Origin of the sequence: Paraliobacillus quinghaiensis, assembly GCF_003426025.1 — a bacterium.
GTDB classification, from domain to species: Bacteria; Bacillota; Bacilli; order Bacillales; family Amphibacillaceae; genus Paraliobacillus_A; species Paraliobacillus_A quinghaiensis.
The window spans coordinates 110,882-129,549 of record NZ_QJSH01000002.1 but is presented as its reverse complement, the minus strand read 5'-3'; the positions used below and the strand labels follow the sequence as shown (position 1 = coordinate 129,549).

Sequence of the window (18,668 nt, the reverse complement as noted above, 5' to 3'; positions counted from 1 at the left end):
TTAAACATCTTCCTTTCCGTTCATCCGTAATTTTATCAACGTAACGACCCCTAATGCCGCAATTCCTAACACAAGAATTTCAAGCATCGTATCCATTCCACGGAAGTCTACTAAGATAATGTTAACGACATTATCCCCTCCAGCAAGATCATGCGCATTATCAATGAAATATTGAGATATTGCTTCAAATGGTTTTTTATTACCAAATGACATTGCACTTAAAGCCATCGTTGTTACCATCGCACCTACCCCAACTGAAATAATTACATTAATCCATTTAAATGTTGGCTTGAACTTTTCTTTTCGTAATTCTGGTAAATGGTAAAAACAAAGTAAGAACAATGCTGTGGTTACTGTTTCAACTAACAATTGTGTCAATGCCAAGTCAGGAGCACGGAACAAGACATAAAACAATGAAACTAAAAAGCCAACAAATCCAACCGATATAATTGAAGCGACACGATTATTAATAAATGGAACTGCTATTGCTGCAGCTGCAACAACTCCAACAATGATCCAGACATAAAGTGGAATTGGTGCAACATTTGTCGTATCTACTCCAAAGGAATCAAAGTGATACAACGTATAAAACGCTAAACCTATTAAGAAAATATTCATATATACAAAATAATCACGTAACAATCCAGTCATTTGTAAATTAGTTACTTTAGCTGATCCAGATACTAATTTATCTAATATTCCATCATAGATATAGTTGATTGGATCCTTTTTATGCAAGCGTAAGAACTGATAAATTTTTTGCCATTTGGATAGTGTTAAATAAAGTATCAATCCTACAGCGATAATACTAATTGTCATCCATAATGCTGGTGAATCAAATCCATGCCAAGCATAAATGTGAATATCAAAATGGTCTATCCCAGTTAATGACGTTGGATAAATTGCCTGTACAGCTGGTTCAATGATGCTGTGTGACAATATATTTGGGAAGAATCCAAATAAAACTACTAGACTTGCTAGCACAATTGGGGGTAACAGCATACCAATTGGTGCTTCATGCGGTTTTTTGTCTAATTTATCGGCTTGATATTTCCCAGTGAATGTCTTAAACACGAGAATCATGCTATAGATAAAAGTAAATACACTTGCTACCCAAGCAATGACTGGGAATAGCATACCAAATGTTTGCATATTAAAATCTGTGATGTGTAAAGCATGAACCATACTTTCTAAGAACATCTCTTTACTCAAGAAACCATTAAATGGATAAACACCTGCCATAGAAAAGGCACCGATAATTGCGATCGTAAAAGTAATTGGCATAAAGGTCATGAGACCACCCAATTTACGAATATCACGTGTTCCTGTTTCATGGTCCACAATCCCTGCAACCATAAACAGACTACCTTTAAAGGTTGAGTGATTGATTAAGTGAAAAATCGCTGCAATCGTTGCCGCAGTATAGCCACCTTCATAACCATAGTAAGCAGCCGCAGACCCTACACCTAGCATACTCATAATCATCCCTAGCTGACTAATTGTTGAATAAGCTAAAATCGATTTTAGATCTGTTTGTCGAACAGCATTAAAGGAACCCCAGAATAATGTAAATAAACCAACACCAGATACGATCCAGAACCATTCAGGTGCACCTGAGAATATTGGACTAACACGCGCTACTAAATAAATCCCCATCTTAACCATTGTTGCGGAGTGTAAATACGCGCTAACTGGTGTTGGAGCCTCCATAGCATCTGGCAGCCAAATATGAAAAGGAAACTGTGCTGATTTCGTAAATGCCCCCATAAGGATGAGTAACATTGCCGGTATAAATAAAGCACTAGAAGCAACAACATCTGCTTGTCCGATTATTTCTGTAATTGTAAATGAACCTGTCATAACATATAACAAGGAGAAACCAGCAAGCATCGCGAATCCACCCGTTACAGTAATTAACATTGACTTTTGTGCGCCATAACGTGATTTCTCGCGGTGATGCCAATAACCAATTAATAAAGATGATGATAGACTTGTTAATTCCCAAAAAACATATAAAACCATCAAATTACCTGATAAAACTACACCAAGCATCGCACCCATAAACATCAATAAATAGAAATAAAAATTATGGAGTGCTTCTCCTTTTTTGGTTAAATAAAATACAGAATATAAAACCACAAGGGCTCCAATTCCTGTTATCAATAAGCCAAAAAGAAGTGCCAAACCATCCAAATGAACATCAAAATTAATCCCAAGTGATGGTACCCATGCAAATTGTTTAACAACTGTTTCTCCAGAAGAAATTGTAGGAATAAAGCTTAGAAGATAACCAAACAAGATAGTAGGTAAAATAAGTACAAACCAGCCTGTATGGATTTTTGGTACTTTGTTATACAGCAATGGTATAACTAATGCAAATAAAAACGGTACTATAATTGCAATATGTAGTGCTGACAAGAGCCAAGACCTCCTCAAATTAAAAAACTTCTATTTTTATAAAGTGCCAAATAACGCTATCATTATCCTTGTTATTATTAGACATTATAAAAAAGTATACATGATTTATTTTTTACTCGCAATTAAATTACTGTCACAAATGGCTTTGTATTACGTATTTTTAAATATGAAGAAACTCATCAAATTTTTTTTATTTTTTTATTCCCATTTAATCAAAAACATCTTTTATCCTTTCGTTTTTTTACATTTATAAGTGAAATCACAGCCCTTCTTAAGCAAAAATAATGCATATTTTTCACCGTTATGGTTAAATTGATAAAACTAATTTTAATTAGAAAGGGATTTTTATGTCATTTAAAACAATTGAAACGAACACTGATTTAGAACAATTTATTACGGATAATGAACTGGCATTTCTATATATTTCAAGACCAAACTGTAGTGTTTGCAAAGGATTATTACCACAAGTAGAAGAGATCATGAAAAAGTATCCAAAGATTGCACTTGGGTATGTAAATGCTGATCAATTACCTGACGTAGCTGGAAAGTTTTCAATTTTCACTGTGCCTGTCTTACTATTGCTTGTAGATGGAAAAGAGTATTTGCGTGAAGCTCGAATTGTTCATCTACAACAGTTTGAAGAAAAAATCGAGAAAATCTATCAAGGTTTTTATAGTATATAAAGTCAGTGAGGCTTACTCCCTGTTAACACTTGACAAATTAGATCTATTCATTATTTTTATTAAAAGTAGATAATCTAAACATGCCATTTCCTTCCCTGTTACGTATTGTATAGTAACTTAACTGAAGGGAGGGATTAAATTGAATACTAAAAAGCATAATTTTGATGAATGTGTATGTGAAATTGTCCAAAGTATTGTAGACGCACAAGATTCAGTAGTTAATCAATGTTGCACTTCAAGTTGTGAACAATCAATACAACAATTACTCTCACCACGAGTAACACCTGCTGCTAACACAACCATACCGTTTATATTGTATTGCAAAGATTGTGAACCATTTATCGGAAGTGGGGTGTTTCAAGATGAATTGGGTAGCTCTGGAAACACGTTTTTCGGGTGTGTAGAAACACCCATATTCCGCGCGAAAAAGTTTTTAAATAATAGTGATTGTTGTGTCCAATTAGAACTATTGCTTCCAGTCACACAAGGTGGATCTACTCCAGAACCGACAAATCGTGATGTTTGCAGTTATTTCCCTGGAAATAACATTAGAAACTTTCAAGCTACTGGTATCTGCTTGACAGTTGACTTGAACTGCTTCTGCGGTATTACGTGCCTGGACCCAATCACACCGTTGCCTGCTTCTTAATTCACTATCTGTAACAATGATGATCAAGATTTATTGAATTGCTTATCACACTAAAGAAACTGCATGCCAAAAACACCCTTGTTCTATTATTAGAACAAGGGTGCTTCTTTTGTGAAAGTTATGGTATTTTTATTAAATCATTTGTTGAAATCATACCTAATAATGCTTGATGCTCTTTCCCTTCTTCGGTAATTAATAGTGCATCTAGTCTTTTATATTTTTTTAATTGTTCTAAAAAAATTCGTTCTGCTTGATAAATTGTCATCTCTTTGCTAATAAATTCATAGTTGCGAACACTTTTATTTTCTTCAATTAAATTCATTACTGGCGTTAGAAGCAATTGATCAATATCCCCATTTGTGTTGCGTGCAAGCCAATGCGTTATTCCTTTATCCGTTACTAAACCTACAAATTGCTTACTACGATATACGGGAAATTGTGAAAAATCCGTTTCCCGAATTACCTTTAGGACATCTTTCACCGTATCTTCTGCTTGCATTGTTCGTAGTTCTTTTTGAAAAGTAGGAATAACTAACTTTGGAGCAGTTAATTCTTGTTCAATTTTTTCAATTCGTTCGACCACTTCATCATGCGGTTCTGCAATTGCATAATGTGCTTCTGTCCGTTCATGAATAATAGCATTGCGCAGCTCAGAATACTCCACAAGGTCATCTTGATAGCGATCGATTGTGGCATTTGTATGCTTCAACAATTGTACTGATCGATAAAATGGGATATATTTCTTCTCGTTTATTTCTTTTTCAAAAAATTTCTCAATCTTATTAAATGCAATAATAAATCGCTCAGAATTCTTCAAAAGAACACACTCCTGTCAAGTGGCATTGTATTTTAATTATACTAATAACTTGCTCAAAAAATCTAATAAAAATAACCTTAATTCTGCATTTGCTGAATTAAGTTAGTATTTGCCGGAATAATGTACTAGTTCGCCGGATTAATCTTAATTTTGCCGAATTAATGCTACGTTTGCCGGATTAGCCTTTAATCCATCCTAATTCTCGTAATCATATTCTACTAAAAAATTTAATAGTCTGTTAAAATTGAAACAATATAACAATTTAAACGTATACATGAATAGAACTTATTTAGAAAGGATGATTTGCTTGAGACAATCACCAAACGAACGGATTGCGGAAGATGCAATCAAAGCTTGGAAATTACTTGCTATACTGATGGCTATAATACCATTCTTACTTACGCTCACTTTATTTATTTTGGCATATATTTTCACTTTTTCCTATTGGTATGGAATTGGACTACTTGCCATTACTCTAGCAGAGGGTATTATCACAATATTTATTATTCCTAAATTACGTTGGCGTCGTTGGCGTTATCAAATCTATGATCAAGAGATTTATATTCAGCATGGTATTCTGATTGTAAATCGTACCCTTGTACCTATGATTCGAGTCCAGCATGTTGACACGAAACAAGGACCTATACTTAAAAAGTACGGACTTGCTAGCTTAACTATTTCAACTGCCGCAACAACACACGAAATCCCTGCTTTATTAGAGGATGAAGCGTATGCATTACGAGATCAAATATCTGAACTAGCGAGGGTGGAGCAAGATGATGTCTGAAGCAAAACGGTTACACCCTGCCGCGATAATTTTTCGTATCATAACGATTGCACGGCAATCAATCTTTGGTTTATTACCAATTATTCTTTTAGCATCTAATGATGGCTTCTTCTCTTATTTGTTATTTGGTGGTGTTTTTCTATTATTGCTCCTTATTGGTTATAGTATTTTAAGCTGGATGCGTTTTACATATCGAGTTGAGGAAGATCAGTTAAGGATTGAGCAGGGTGTTCTCATTCGTAAAAAAAGGACAATATCAAAACATAGAATTCAATCGATTGACTTATCACAAAATGTAATCCATCGCATTTTTGGCTTAACCAAAGTGCAAATTGAGACAGCTGGAAGTGACCGTACTGTTGATGCGGCACTTAGTGCAGTAACATTTGTTGATGGAAAATTGTTGCATGACGAATTAAAGCAAAAAACTAAAGTAGCGGAAACAATTGAAGAAGAAACAACAACTGATTCACACCCAGATAAAGCCTATCCATCACGTAAAATATCTTTCCCAAAATTATTTATTGCTGGGTCAACTTCTGGAAGCTTTGGTGTTATCCTTGGGTTGTTTGCATTTGCATTATCTGAGGCGGAATCATTTATCCCTGATACAATTTATCAAGAAACAACGAATTGGTTGATATCACAGGCAATCCAAACCATCGTAATATTAGGATTATTAGTTTTCATTGGCATTTGGTTGATTGGTATTTTAGGCACTGTTATAAAATATGGAAATTTCACCATTACAAGATATGAAGAAGAATTATATATTACACGTGGCTTGTTAGAAAAGAAACAAACAACAATCCCTTTAAAACGTATTCAAGCTGTAGGGATCAAAGAATCGGTTATACGTCAGCCTCTCGGATTCGCTGCTGTTTTCGTTGAAATTGCAGGTGGAGAAGTTGATAAACAAGAAGGAACACAAACATTACTCTTCCCATTAATGAGAAGAAGTAAAGTGCAGGGATTTTTACAAGAAATTGTTCCTGAATATCAAGACTTACCAGAAAGTTTTACCGCTTTACCAAAACGGGCATTACCATATTATCTGGTTCGAGCTAGCTGGATTCTTTTACTAGCAATCATTGCAGTAGCTATTTTCTTAACGGAGTGGGTTTGGATTCCTATCGTATTGTTGGTTTTCTCTGCTATACTTGGTGTTCTCAGACATCAAACAAACGGTTTTCATTTAACAGACAGTTTATTAACAATACAGATGCGCCAATTTTCAAAAGAAACGATCATGTTAAAACACAAACGAATTCAAGCCTTTGAAAAAACACAACATATTATACATCGAAAACAAGAACTAGCTACAATGAAAGGGTCAATTCTTAATAACTTTTTTGGTAGACACTACAAATTATCCGATCTCGAACAAAAACATGTCGATCAAATAGCAGATTGGTATTCACTAAGAGAAAAACAGGGTTCCGACTAATACGTCGAGGCCCTGTTTTCTTAATCAATCACTATTCTTTTCCATGTTGTTTTAAAAAAACTGCCACACAATCTGCATCCCACTGAGACCCAGCACCGCTTCTAATAATCTCATATGCTCGTTCTTTAGGCATAGCATTTCGATAAGGCCTATTTGAAGTCATCGCATCAAAAGCATCTGCGACAGCAAGAATACGTCCGAAAAATGGAATGTTTTGGCCTTCTAACTGATCTGGATAACCCTTTCCATCTATACGCTCATGATGCGATCTAACACCGGGCAATATTTTTTCCATCTCCGCTTGTGGTTTAACTTGAGTCAGAATGTTTACACCCAGTATTGGGTGCTGTTTAATTTTAGAAAACTCTTCTTCAGTTAACTTACCATCTTTTAACAACACACTATCTTCTACATCGATTTTCCCAATATCATGAAGGAGGCCAGCCTTTCGTAAGAGAATTAGATCCTCTCCTTCTAATCCTAATGCTTCTCCTATTTCTACAGCTGTTTGTGCTACCCTAATCGAATGGCCAGCCGTATATGGATCACGTGCATCTAATGCTGCAGCCAATGTCGTTATAAAACTCTCGAGCAGCTGCTGATTGACTGCGTCTTTTTCCTGTAGTGATTCTACCATCTGATTGAAACCATCAATTAATTTGGAGAAATCATTTGAATAATTATCATGAGCAACTACAGTAAACTCTCCTGCTTGCACTTTTTGCATTGAATCGTGTAGCCCACTAATCGGGTCTTTTATCGATTTTGCAAACAACCATGCAGCCAATGATGCAAATAACATACTCATTACAACAATAGCGCCAGCCCAATTCCAGTAAGCAGTCGCAATTCCTGGTGCTACTTCTTCCAATCTTATTTGTGCCGCTAAAGTAAATAATAAAACTGGTGACACACCGATAACTAATGCACTGGCTATTAAAGTTTTTCTAATCGTAATAAAAATGTTTCCTTCAATTGATAACTTAATTTCATGATTATCTTTTGCATTTTTTCTCATTTTAGCTAAAACTGGCTTAATTGCTTCAATAGTTAAATAATATTCAACAAGTCCGTGCATAATTGCTACAAGAACAGATCCAATATATGCATATATCACATATTGATAAGAAATATGCAAGATATCCAGATAAATACAAACTACTGAAATAGCACCCGCTGGTATTGAAAATCCTAGCAAATGCGGCAACAGAATCCTACGTACTGTTAAATACGGGAAACGATGCGCTTGTTCATATGCAAGCTTTGTCTCCTGATTAGAAAGATGTTGACTTTTTAAAATTGCATACTTAATTTTCTTTAGGTCTTTTTTTAATACATAAAACTCTGATACCATCATAATAAAGATAGAAACAATAATAATAGCTAACATAACAGAGAGTTCAAAGTCTGGAATCTCTAATGTTGTAAATATAAATGTACCACCAACTAACAAAACTGCCGTTATTGAACCAATCAAATAATTCCTTATAATACGACGTACAAAATTGCGATAAGTTTGCAACAATTCACCTACTTTACTAACAATATTGAATGCTCCTTAATTGATTGATCCTTATATTAACAAGCATTCATGGTCATAGAGAAATGTGTAACGGATATCAATGAATAAGAAATCTTCACTGGATAATGGATAACTAAAGGTGCGGATTAATTCTCTTGTTTCTATGTCAGAATAAAGATCAGACAGAATCCCTGTTTTTCTAGTTTTCATTTGCATCATATTTTCTAAAAAGTAAGGTCGAAATGCCCAATTTGACCCTAGTTTTTCAGTCTCTATTTTCCATGTATCATTTAGTTTTCTGAAATTGGCGGATATTTGTTTGCCATTACTATCACAGATATACATTCGAAAACTTTCTTCATTGAAATAATTTGTTACCACTTCAATAAATCCATCAACACTTTCTAGTGCTTTCCATTGTGGAAGCAGTACTTTCAACTTTTCTTCCCATGATAGAATATAACCTAAACGCTCTTCTATTAACTTTTTTTCTCGTTCAATATATTCAATAACTTTTCCACTAATATTCTCATTGAATGGTAGCATGGAACCTAAATCAAAAGTTGGTTTTGCTAAATAATAGCCCTGATAATAACGGCCGCCATTTTTCCATGCATAATATTGTAGGAAATCATCTTCTATGTTTTCAAAAAGCAAAGCAGCTCCAATCCGATGTGCTAGTAACGATAGAGAATACATGATATCTTGAAAACCACCTGACTGACTCCCAATAATAATTCTCGTATTAATTTTTAAGATATGTGGTTCGAGTTGACGGATACGATCTATATTAGCTGTTTTTGCTCCGACATGATCTATCGCCAATTGAATTCCAAATGTTTTATAGTAGAGTAACAGATGATGTATATTCTCAAAGTCTTCATTAAAATCTTGCTCCGCTACTTCAATCACAACTCGATTCATAGCGAAGCCTTTTTTTTCAAACGTTTGTAATGTTTCTAATAAGTCTTCACCATTATTAACAAGTAATTCTTTTGCGGATCGATTGACACATAAGAAGGTATCTTGTTCTGATTCTAATAGTTCGCTAAGTGCAATATGTAATAGGTGTTGGTCTACCTCAACTTTAAACTCTTCTGGCACATCTACATCATGAAAAAATTCAGCTAAACTTATCCATTCGTTTCCGTTATAAAACCTTCCTAGCAGTTCATAACCAGTAATGGAATGAGTTATCGCACTGAAAATTGGCTGATACGCTGGCTTTACCCTATCTAAATTCCCAATAATTTCAAGTGGGTCCATCTGTTTTCCCCCCTCCTTAGCACGCCATTATTGTATCATATGATTGCTTAAAAGTGCTGCTTTCACCTACATTGATAGTATATTTGTTTTTTGCTAATTCTTAATCAGCTATAAACTTTTTGTAATACGCGATTAAAATATTTAATAAAATCACATCCAAAACTGCAGAATATCCTAAGTTCCACCATCCATAATTAAAATACCCCCATGGCTCTGGAAGCAAGGCGATTAATTCATATCCTAATATAACGATTGTCCAGTATAAGATATAACGTGTTTTTATCCATAGTGATCGATGAAAAGGATACAAATTGATAAACACCATATTAACTGGCGGAATTAGAAATGTATGAGGAAGAAAAGCAGCCCAATCTATATCAGGCGTAAAATACCAGTACCCAAGATATTTTAGGTCAACATAAACATCAAATGACAACTGTAGGGCGATTGTAAAGACCCATACATGTGCTATTTGCTTATAATTCAATATCTTATTTGTTTTGAAGGCAATAATATTAAAAGTAAGTATGGCAAGAATAAGTCCGATCATAGCAAAATCCCTTTTTTTTACATTACAATTCCCTTAATCACCTTAGACTATACTTAATTTCATATAGAAAAAAAGGTTATACCCTAATTGGCAGAACCTCTTCGTTTGATAACATTATTTAATCTTCTATATTTGCATATATTTTCTTAAAATAGCGATAAAACACATAGTTCATAATCATTCCGAAAACTAAAAGAATCTCAATAAAGATCGCTAACTTATTATCAGGAAATTTTGTCACGATTAAGTAACCAAGTCCTATGAAAGCTAGTAAATGAAATCCACCCATTACTATAAAAATCTTATACCTTGCAAAATCTTTCAATGTAGAAGCCCCCAACTAAAATATTTACACTTATTCTATTACTATTTTAGCATAATTTAACCTCTCTGTTTCCAAAAAATCAGTAATTCAAAAGATTAATTTCTATCTGTCACAATGAGCAAATCTTCTAAAAAGGTTATAAAGTTACACATACCAGCGTATATCTAACAGTAAGTATTTACTAGTGTTGCATTATACAAGTAAATCTATCTTATTTCCTTTCAAATCTATCACAATCAATCTATTACTCAACATACCAGGAGGTTTTTACATGACAGTCTCAATTTCAAACGACCAGAAATACAAAGCTTTCTTATTTCAAATGCGATTTTTGGTTGGAAGAGTGCCACATTGATGGGCTTCAAATCGATGCTGTTGCTAGTATGACTTCATTTAACTTCGACCGTCAAGATGATAAAGAACAACTTAGGAACAGTTATGGTGGAGATGAAAACTTAGAAGCACTCGCATTCATTAAAAAGTTAAATGAAATCTTTTTTTAATTTTTTCCTAACTGCACTGATGATGGCAGAAGATAGCTCTGACTTGCCTGGAATAAGTAGACCTACGTATCTCAGTGGTCTTGGGTTTAATTTCAAATTTTAGCATTTAAGGTGGATCAGATCAGTATACTACATCCTTACTTGATAGTTTTCCATCCAAATGGCACGGACAAGCACAACACATTAGAGTCAAAATTCCACCACTCGCCATTTGTATATTTAAACTTTATAAAGACTTACCATTGGAGGGAGATTCATTATGAAAAAAGAATGTGTAACAATGCTACTTGCAGGAGGCGTTGGAAAACGATTAGGATTATTAACCAAAAACCTAGCAAAGCCCGCTGTACCTTTTGGTGGAAGATACCGAATTATTGATTTTGCTTTAAGTAATTGCTTAAACTCCCATATGTATACAGTTGGGGTTTTGACACAGTATTCCCCATTGGCGCTCCATAAACATATCGGCGTTGGAAAACCTTGGGACTTAGACCGATTGGATGATGGATTAACCACTCTTTCCCCATTCATAGAGAACGAGGGTGGTAACTGGTATCACGGCACAGCAGATGCGATCACAAAAAACATAAAATATATTGAAGGCTATGACCCCGATTATGTGCTTGTTATCTCAGGTGACCATATTTATCACATGGATTATGACAAAATGTTGCAACAGCACAAGGAAACAAACGCAGATGTTACAATCTCTGTTATCGAAGTTCCTTGGAAAGACACTTCGCGGTTTGGCATTTTACATGCAGATGAAAATCTTCGTATTAATGCATTTGAAGAGAAACCTACAAACGCAACTAGCAATCTTGCATCGATGGGAATCTATATCTTCAATTGGAAGTTATTAAAAGAATATCTATTACAAGATGCTGAACTGGAAGACTCTGATCATGACTTCGGGAAAAATATCCTCCCAACAATGCTGGCTGACCATCAAGAACTCTATGCTTATCAGTTTGAGGGGTACTGGAAAGATGTTGGAACGATTCAGAGCTATTGGGAAGCACATATGGATTTATTTGATAAGGATTTAGCAAAGTTATTAAGTAATAAAGACTGGTCAATCTATTCACATGACTCGCAGTTTCCAGCACAACTCATTGAAGAGAATGCAGTTGTTCATCGGTCGTTAATTAACAATGGCTGTATTGTTTCCGGAAAAATTGATTCCTCTGTTTTATTTGAAAATGTAGTTGTTGGTGAAGGTGCAAAAATCAATCAATCAATCTATTATTCTTCCTGGTGTACGGATAGGTGAAAATGTCTCCCTTGAACGTGTAATAGTCCAAGGAAATATTACTATTCCTTCTGGGACAGAAATTATTGCCAAAGAAAACGAAGAACCAATTGTCATATCAGATGAAATGATTCAAAAAATGCTTCATACTGGAGGTAAGAATAATGGAAACAATGATGGGTCTTATTAATCTAGAACACGAGCAAGATTTTTTGGAAGAATTAACGTATTTTCGTAGTGGGGCTTCTATGCCTTTTGCTGCACGCTATCGCTTAATTGATTTCACACTTTCTAATATGGTGCGTTCAAATATTCAGGAAGTTGCTATTTTTGCCCGAAATAAATACCGCTCTTTAATGGACCATCTTGGTTCTGGGGCAGATTGGGATTTAGACAGACGACATGGTGGGTTATTTATTTTGCCACCAGATTGGAATGATCCAACTGATATTTCAAAAGGTGATTTAAAACATTTCCATAACAATCTCGACTATTTTAAAAGAGGCAAATCTGATTATGTGTTAATCAGTGGCAGTCAATTTATTTCTAATACCGTTTACGATGACCTGTTTCAACATCATCTTGACAACAAAGCCGATGTAACACTGTTAACAACAAGCTATGATACCCCACTGCCAGAGCATGATAAATGCATGAAAGTAGATATAGATGAGAACGGATGGGTTACAGGATTATCGAATGATAGAAAAAAACAACGTATTTTTAGTGGTGTCTATATCATTAATAAAGCATTACTACTCGATGTTATCCAGGATTGTATTGCACATTATAAAGATCATTTCTTCTTAGACGGTATCAGTGCAAACCTTGAGAACCTAAATGTGCAATCCTATCATTATGATGGCTACAGTGCGATTGTTAATTCAGTAGATAGTTATTACAGACAAAATATGAAACTACTAGAAAAAACAGCTTATAAAGATTTGTTTTTGACTGGTGAACATGTGTTGACCAAAGTTGGCAATCAAGCTCCTTCCAACTATCAAGAGCATGCAAATGTGGATCATTCGTTAATTGCTACTGGCTGTGAGATTAATGGCGAAGTAACCAACAGTATCTTGTTTCGTGGTGTGAAAGTTCATAAGGATGCTGTTATTAAAAATTCAATCATTATGCAGCGTTGCAACATTGAAGCAGGCGCTCATCTAGAAAATGTCATTCTAGATAAAGACGTAACCATCACAAAAAATCAAGCACTACACGGAGCAAAAGAAAAACCATTCGTCATCGCTAAAAGGAAGAAAATCTGAGGTAATACGTATTTTATATAAAATGTGCATTAAACACTTACTCGCTCCTCAAGTGAAATTGTCTCCCTTTCCGCAGGCACGGCTTCAGCTAACTAGGAAGAAAGAACACTTCCTAGTGGATCTTCAGCTCGTGGGACTGCGATTACTCGCCCCATCAAAAACATCCGCTGTTCCTGCTGGAGTGTCGACAATTTCACTTGATACGCTAGATAGTAAACTACAATCCACTTATTAATGCGATTTTTGGGCCTGTGGTTACTCGGCCCACCGAAGACATTTGCTTTACTAAGTTAGCTAAGGCCGTGCCCACGGAAAGGGAAAGCCTTTGGAGTTGCGATTACTCACCCCACCAAGAACACCTGCTTCCGGAACGGGTTAGTAACTTATGTTATTAGTTAATGCGCATTTTATCAACTGCTAAACTGATCTTTTTTTAAAAAAAAGTTTCTGAAAATATCTTTATTAAAATAATCTAAAATAACACAGTGAAGGAGTTTGGGTTTTGAAGAATAATATTATATTTGTTGCATCTGAATGTACCCCTTTTGTTAAAACTGGTGGATTAGCTGATGTGGTTGGATCTTTACCACAGACGCTTAATCAACATGAAAATATGGAAGTTAGAGTCATTCTCCCCCTCTACAAGGAAATTATTGAAGGGTGGTTCGATCAATTAGAACTAATGGAGTCCTTCCTCGTTCCTGTGGGGTGGCGTAATCAGGAAGCGAAACTATATAAACTCAGCTATCATGGGGTTGTTTATTATTTCATTGGTAACGACTACTATTTCAGTCGCAAAGGCACCTATGGCTATTACGATGATGGCGAACGGTTTGTCTTTTTCTCCCGAGCTGTTGTTGATGCACTAACCAAACTTGATTTCAAACCAACCATCCTCCATGGCCATGATTGGCAAGCAGGGTTAGCAGTTGCTTTTGCGAAAATACAACAACCGATCGAACAATTAAAAACAATTTTCACCATCCATAACATTAAATATCAGGGTATTATGCAAACCGAGGCCTATGATGAATTATTTAACGTCCCACGTAATCACATTGGAGGTTTGGAATGGAACGGCTTATTGAACTGTATGAAAGCTGGCCTTTTCCACGCTGATAAAATAACGACTGTCAGCCCTAGCTACGCCGAAGAAATCAAAACACCGCATTATGGTGAAGGACTTTATCCAATTCTAACCGAACGCCATGAAGACCTGGTGGGAATAATCAATGGCATTGATACCGATGAATATAATCCTGAGACAGATAAACATATCTCATTTACTTACAAACAATCTCAGGTAAAGAAAAAGGAAAACAAAAAAAGCCTGCAAGAAAAACTAGGCCTTCCAGTTAACGCAGAAAAGCCGCTATACGTAATAGTTACACGTTTAGTAGAACAAAAAGGACTTCATTTACTTCAGGCAATTATCGATGAGTTTTTACAAGAGGATGTACAATTTATTTTGTTAGGAACCGGTGAGCATGAGTTTGAAGACTATTTTTACCATGCAGCCGAACGAAATAAAGAAAGACTTGTTTCCTATCTAGGTTTTGATGAAGGATTGGCTAGACAGCTATATGCTGCAAGTGATTTCTTTGTCATGCCATCTCAATTTGAACCATGTGGATTATCACAATTGATCGCACTTCAATATGAGTCGGTTCCAATTGTTAGAGAAACGGGTGGTCTAAAAGATACGGTAACACCATATAATGAACATACTCGGACTGGAAATGGATTTAGTTTTGCCAACTACAATGCACACGAATTATTGCACGTATTACGCTACTCACTTGAAATCTACCAGAACGAAGAACATTGGGCGACATTGTTACAAAATGTATATAACAGCCACTTCAGCTGGAATGATTCAAGTTTATTATATGCCGAACTCTACGAAGCAGTTGCACCCTCTAAATTTTAGAGAGGATAAGTAATCAGTCTTAGAGTCAAACAACAAACACCTCTTCTTTTAAAGGAGAGGTGAAAATTTTATCCGTTAAAAAGGGGGACGACGTATTGACGAAACCAACTGTCGACAAGTTTGTCGAAATGATCAAACAGAAAATGGAAACGATGTACGCGAAGAAAATAGAAGATGCTACACCGAATGAAGTTTATTATGCACTCTCTTCTCTAGTCAGTGAAATATTAAATAAAGATTGGCTTCATACTGACGAGAAATATGACCAGCGTCAACCAAAGCAAGTCTATTATTTATCAATGGAGTTTCTTATCGGTCGATTGCTCGAAAGTAACTTGTTAAATATGGGGCTGCGGGAGATTTGTAATGAATCACTAAAACAACTTAATTTCTCACCAGAAGATATTTATAATGAAGAAAATGATCCTGGTTTAGGTAATGGTGGTTTAGGACGATTAGCCGCGTGTTTTTTAGATTCCTTAGCCACTTTAAATTATCCAGGTCATGGATTTGGTATTCGTTATCGCTATGGCATGTTTGAACAACGATTTATTAATGGTTATCAAACTGAACTACCTGATTATTGGTTAAAGAACCCTTACGCTTGGGAAACGAGAAAAGCAGATGAAGCGATCGAATTACACTTTGGTGGATCCGTTCATATGTTTGAACGTAACGATGGTAAATTGGAATTTAAATACCAAAACACCGATAAAGTCTTAGCTGTCCCATACGACGTACCCATTGTTGGTTACCATAACAAACTGGTTAACACCCTACGCTTATGGAATGCTGAACCCATAAACAGAACAGATCAACCTGCCGATGATTCTTCCTACTACAAACACTTGAAAAACAATCATGCCATCGAACAAATTTCTAGTATGCTATACCCAGATGATTCAAATGACGATGGGAAAAGACTCCGTATTAAGCAGCAATACTTTCTTGTTGCTTCTAGTCTAAGAACCATTGTAAATAATTACAAAAAAAACACAAGAGAATCATTGATCCACCTTCCTAAAAAGGTGGTAATTCAAATCAATGACACCCATCCAAGTTTAGCCATACCTGAACTGATGCGCATGCTGATGGATGAGGAAGGTTTCAGTTGGGAACATGCGTGGCAGATTACAACAAATGTATTTGCATATACCAATCACACTATTATGTCAGAAGCATTAGAGAAGTGGCCGGTTAAAATGATCCAAAGTTTGTTACCGCGTTTATATATGATCATCGATGAAATCAATGAAAGATTTTGCCAGAACATTTGGTTTGATCATCCGGAATTACGAGATAAAATCCCGGGAATGGCTATCATTGCACATGATCAGATTCATATGGCTCATCTAGCGATTGTTGGAAGTTTCAGTGTCAATGGAGTTGCTAAATTACACAGCGATATATTAAAGAAACAAGAAATGAAAAACTTTTACAACTTATACCCAAATCGTTTTAACAATAAAACCAATGGCATTACACATAGGCGCTGGTTACTAATGTCAAACCCTCGCTTAGCTGATGTTATTTCAGAAACAATTGGGCAACGCTGGATTCAACGACCGCGTGAATTAACCCATCTTCTTCGCCATACCAAGGACAATACTTTACTTGAAAAACTTTCACAAGTGAAGAAAAAAAATAAGCGGAATTTAGCAGAATATATTCATGAGACAACTGGTATCTTGGTTGACGAGAACTCAATTTTTGATGTTCAAATTAAACGACTACACGAGTACAAGCGACAATTACTCAATATTTTTCATGTCATCTACTTATACAATGAATTAAAAGACAATCCTAGTTTGGACATTACACCTAGAACTTTCATTTTCGCGGCAAAAGCAGCGCCAAGCTACTATTTTGCAAAAGAAGTAATTAAATTAATTAATACTGTCGCATCTGTTGTGAATCATGATCCGACGATTCAAGACAAAATTAAAGTTATTTTTCTAGAAAACTATAACACCAGTTTAGCTGAAAAGATCATCCCTGCAGCTGATGTGAGTGAACAAATTTCCACTGCAGGTAAAGAGGCTTCAGGTACTGGAAATATGAAAATGATGATGAATGGCGCCCTTACGATTGGCACATTGGATGGAGCCAATATTGAAATAAAAAATCAGGTTGGGGATTCGAATATTTTTATCTTTGGGTTGCACGCTGAAGAAGTTTATAACTATTACCAAGACGGTTCCTACAGTCCCAATGAAATCTATCAAAATGATGAAAGAATCACCCAAATCATGGACCAACTACGTAGCGGGGCATTCGGTCATGATGTTGAATTCACTGACATTTACTATCACTTATTATCAACAAATGATCCTTACTTCATTTTAAAGGATTTTGAGAGTTATGTAGAAACACAGCAACAAGTAGATCGTATTTATCGCGACCAAAACAAATGGCTCTCCAAAAGTTTAATTAACATTGCCCATTCTGGTAAATTCTCAAGCGATCGGACGATACAAGAGTATGCCACCGGTATATGGAAGCTGCAGAAACAGTACTTTTAAGTAAACTAGGATAGATGGTGACAATAATCATTTTAAGTAGTTCAAGTACCGTCCATCACATAACAACTAACATAAGGTTCTTCACAGTACAAAGAGAAACACTTGGATAAGTGTTTCTCTTTGTCTACATTAAAAATCGTTATGTTATTTGATCCAAACATAATAAACAAAAGATATAAGGTTACCATTCATCTTAAATTCATCATTACTTTTCTCTATGTACTTAAATCCATTTTTCTCTAATATTTTTTGAGATGCTATATTATTAGTCGTCGTTTTTGCTAAAATTCGGTTTATCCCTAATTTTTCTGTGTGTTCTAATAAGAGATTGATTGCTTTGTTAGCAACTCCTTTACCAGTATATTCCTCAGCTACTCTATAACCGATATGACCAATACCCCTTGACTTTTCAATATCCACTAAGTTCATCCTCCCAAGAATTACCCCATCTTTATCCGTAATCAGATAAAAATGGGATAATTCCTGATCTTGTTCATCTAGCAGTGCTATGTTCCTCATTTTGAAGGTCTCAAAATTGTAGTAATCATCGCCACGACTGGGTACCATCTCCTCAAAATAAGCCCTGTTTTCACTTTCGAATTCATATAACTTCTCTAGATCTGCATTTTGTAATTTCTTAATTGTAATTTCCATTATAACTACCTCTATTTCACCATTATTTTTTTCAACTAGCCGGTCGTTAATTTTAATAGATATAATTTCACA

15 protein-coding genes and 1 pseudogene are annotated in these 18,668 nt (G+C 35.3%); 9 read left to right on the top strand and 7 right to left on the bottom strand.

Translation table 11 applies throughout. The annotated features are described in order from the left end of the window. Window positions 1-2,418: a Na+/H+ antiporter subunit A gene (locus D2K40_RS02565; RefSeq protein WP_117152689.1), complete on the bottom strand. Its 2,418-nt coding sequence runs from the start codon at window positions 2,416-2,418 to the stop codon at window positions 1-3. A 347-nt stretch (window positions 2,419-2,765) separates the two neighbouring features. Between D2K40_RS02565 and D2K40_RS02560 the strand changes: the two genes are divergently transcribed. Continuing rightward, the gene (locus D2K40_RS02560) at window positions 2,766-3,101 is read left to right on the top strand and encodes a thioredoxin family protein (protein ID WP_117152687.1); all 336 of its coding nucleotides are present in this window, start codon (window positions 2,766-2,768) and stop codon (window positions 3,099-3,101) included. 139 nt (window positions 3,102-3,240) lie between these two features. Next, window positions 3,241-3,750, top strand: a complete 510-nt coding sequence (locus D2K40_RS02555) for a CotY/CotZ family spore coat protein (RefSeq protein ID WP_162879119.1) — start codon at window positions 3,241-3,243, stop codon at window positions 3,748-3,750. Window positions 3,751-3,868: 118 nt separating this feature from the next. On the opposite strand, the gene D2K40_RS02550 is transcribed toward D2K40_RS02555, so the two are convergent. Beyond that, complete coding sequence (locus tag D2K40_RS02550; protein WP_117152684.1) at window positions 3,869-4,567, bottom strand: CBS domain-containing protein; 699 nt, start codon at window positions 4,565-4,567, stop codon at window positions 3,869-3,871. A 307-nt stretch (window positions 4,568-4,874) separates the two neighbouring features. On the opposite strand from D2K40_RS02550, the gene D2K40_RS02545 reads away from it, so the two are divergent. Together D2K40_RS02545 and D2K40_RS02540 are read left to right on the top strand one after the other, a co-directional pair. Beyond that, complete coding sequence (locus D2K40_RS02545) at window positions 4,875-5,354, top strand: PH domain-containing protein (RefSeq protein ID WP_117152682.1); 480 nt, start codon at window positions 4,875-4,877, stop codon at window positions 5,352-5,354. Then, complete coding sequence (locus tag D2K40_RS02540; RefSeq protein ID WP_229666579.1) at window positions 5,344-6,801, top strand: PH domain-containing protein; 1,458 nt, start codon at window positions 5,344-5,346, stop codon at window positions 6,799-6,801. The genes D2K40_RS02545 and D2K40_RS02540 overlap by 11 nt, the downstream gene beginning before the upstream one ends. Before the next feature lie 31 nt (window positions 6,802-6,832). Here the strand turns inward: D2K40_RS02540 and D2K40_RS02535 are convergent, their stop codons facing one another. The 4 genes from D2K40_RS02535 to D2K40_RS02520 all read right to left on the bottom strand — a co-directional run bounded on the left by D2K40_RS02535 (window position 6,833) and on the right by D2K40_RS02520 (window position 10,464). Then, the gene (locus D2K40_RS02535) at window positions 6,833-8,323 is read right to left on the bottom strand and encodes an HD domain-containing phosphohydrolase (protein WP_117152678.1); all 1,491 of its coding nucleotides are present in this window, start codon (window positions 8,321-8,323) and stop codon (window positions 6,833-6,835) included. 51 nt (window positions 8,324-8,374) lie between these two features. Continuing rightward, complete coding sequence (locus tag D2K40_RS02530; protein WP_117152676.1) at window positions 8,375-9,589, bottom strand: EAL domain-containing protein; 1,215 nt, start codon at window positions 9,587-9,589, stop codon at window positions 8,375-8,377. Window positions 9,590-9,689: 100 nt separating this feature from the next. Beyond that, complete coding sequence (locus tag D2K40_RS02525; RefSeq protein WP_117152674.1) at window positions 9,690-10,139, bottom strand: hypothetical protein; 450 nt, start codon at window positions 10,137-10,139, stop codon at window positions 9,690-9,692. A gap of 118 nt (window positions 10,140-10,257) precedes the next feature. Then, window positions 10,258-10,464, bottom strand: coding sequence for a hypothetical protein (locus D2K40_RS02520; protein WP_117152672.1), 207 nt, complete (start codon window positions 10,462-10,464; stop codon window positions 10,258-10,260). A 335-nt stretch (window positions 10,465-10,799) separates the two neighbouring features. Here D2K40_RS02520 and D2K40_RS16320 point away from each other — a divergent pair, with 335 nt between their 5' ends. From D2K40_RS16320 to D2K40_RS02500, 5 genes and pseudogenes are all read left to right on the top strand, one after another. After that, window positions 10,800-10,967, top strand: a complete 168-nt coding sequence (locus D2K40_RS16320; protein WP_162879118.1) for a hypothetical protein — start codon at window positions 10,800-10,802, stop codon at window positions 10,965-10,967. A 259-nt stretch (window positions 10,968-11,226) separates the two neighbouring features. Further along, window positions 11,227-12,409: pseudogene (locus tag D2K40_RS02515) on the top strand (glucose-1-phosphate adenylyltransferase). Further along, complete coding sequence (glgD, locus tag D2K40_RS02510; RefSeq protein WP_117152670.1) at window positions 12,384-13,490, top strand: glucose-1-phosphate adenylyltransferase subunit GlgD; 1,107 nt, start codon at window positions 12,384-12,386, stop codon at window positions 13,488-13,490. Before D2K40_RS02515 ends, glgD begins: the two are co-directional and overlap by 26 nt. 502 nt (window positions 13,491-13,992) lie before the next feature. After that, on the top strand, window positions 13,993-15,420 hold the full coding sequence (locus D2K40_RS02505; protein WP_117152668.1) for a glycogen synthase: 1,428 nt from the start codon (window positions 13,993-13,995) through the stop codon (window positions 15,418-15,420). A 95-nt stretch (window positions 15,421-15,515) separates the two neighbouring features. Next, entirely contained in the window at window positions 15,516-17,942 is a 2,427-nt protein-coding gene (locus tag D2K40_RS02500; protein WP_117152666.1) for a glycogen/starch/alpha-glucan phosphorylase, read from the top strand. 144 nt (window positions 17,943-18,086) lie between these two features. Here the strand turns inward: D2K40_RS02500 and D2K40_RS02495 are convergent, their stop codons facing one another. Continuing rightward, window positions 18,087-18,596 (bottom strand): GNAT family N-acetyltransferase, encoded by a 510-nt coding sequence (locus tag D2K40_RS02495; RefSeq protein ID WP_188618768.1) that lies wholly within the window; start codon window positions 18,594-18,596, stop codon window positions 18,087-18,089. Window positions 18,597-18,668: the final 72 nt, after the last annotated feature.

What these genes read in the sequence shown, in the direction of transcription:
- D2K40_RS02495 (WP_188618768.1), bottom strand. Translation starts at nt 18,596, where the DNA reads ATGGAAATTACAATTAAGAAATTACAAAATGCAGATCTAGAGAAGTTA.
- D2K40_RS02530 (WP_117152676.1), bottom strand. Translation starts at nt 9,589, where the DNA reads ATGGACCCACTTGAAATTATTGGGAATTTAGATAGGGTAAAGCCAGCG.
- D2K40_RS02540 (WP_229666579.1), top strand. Translation starts at nt 5,344, where the DNA reads ATGATGTCTGAAGCAAAACGGTTACACCCTGCCGCGATAATTTTTCGT.
- glgD (WP_117152670.1), top strand. Translation starts at nt 12,384, where the DNA reads ATGGAAACAATGATGGGTCTTATTAATCTAGAACACGAGCAAGATTTT.
- D2K40_RS02560 (WP_117152687.1), top strand. Translation starts at nt 2,766, where the DNA reads ATGTCATTTAAAACAATTGAAACGAACACTGATTTAGAACAATTTATT.
- D2K40_RS02525 (WP_117152674.1), bottom strand. Translation starts at nt 10,139, where the DNA reads ATGATCGGACTTATTCTTGCCATACTTACTTTTAATATTATTGCCTTC.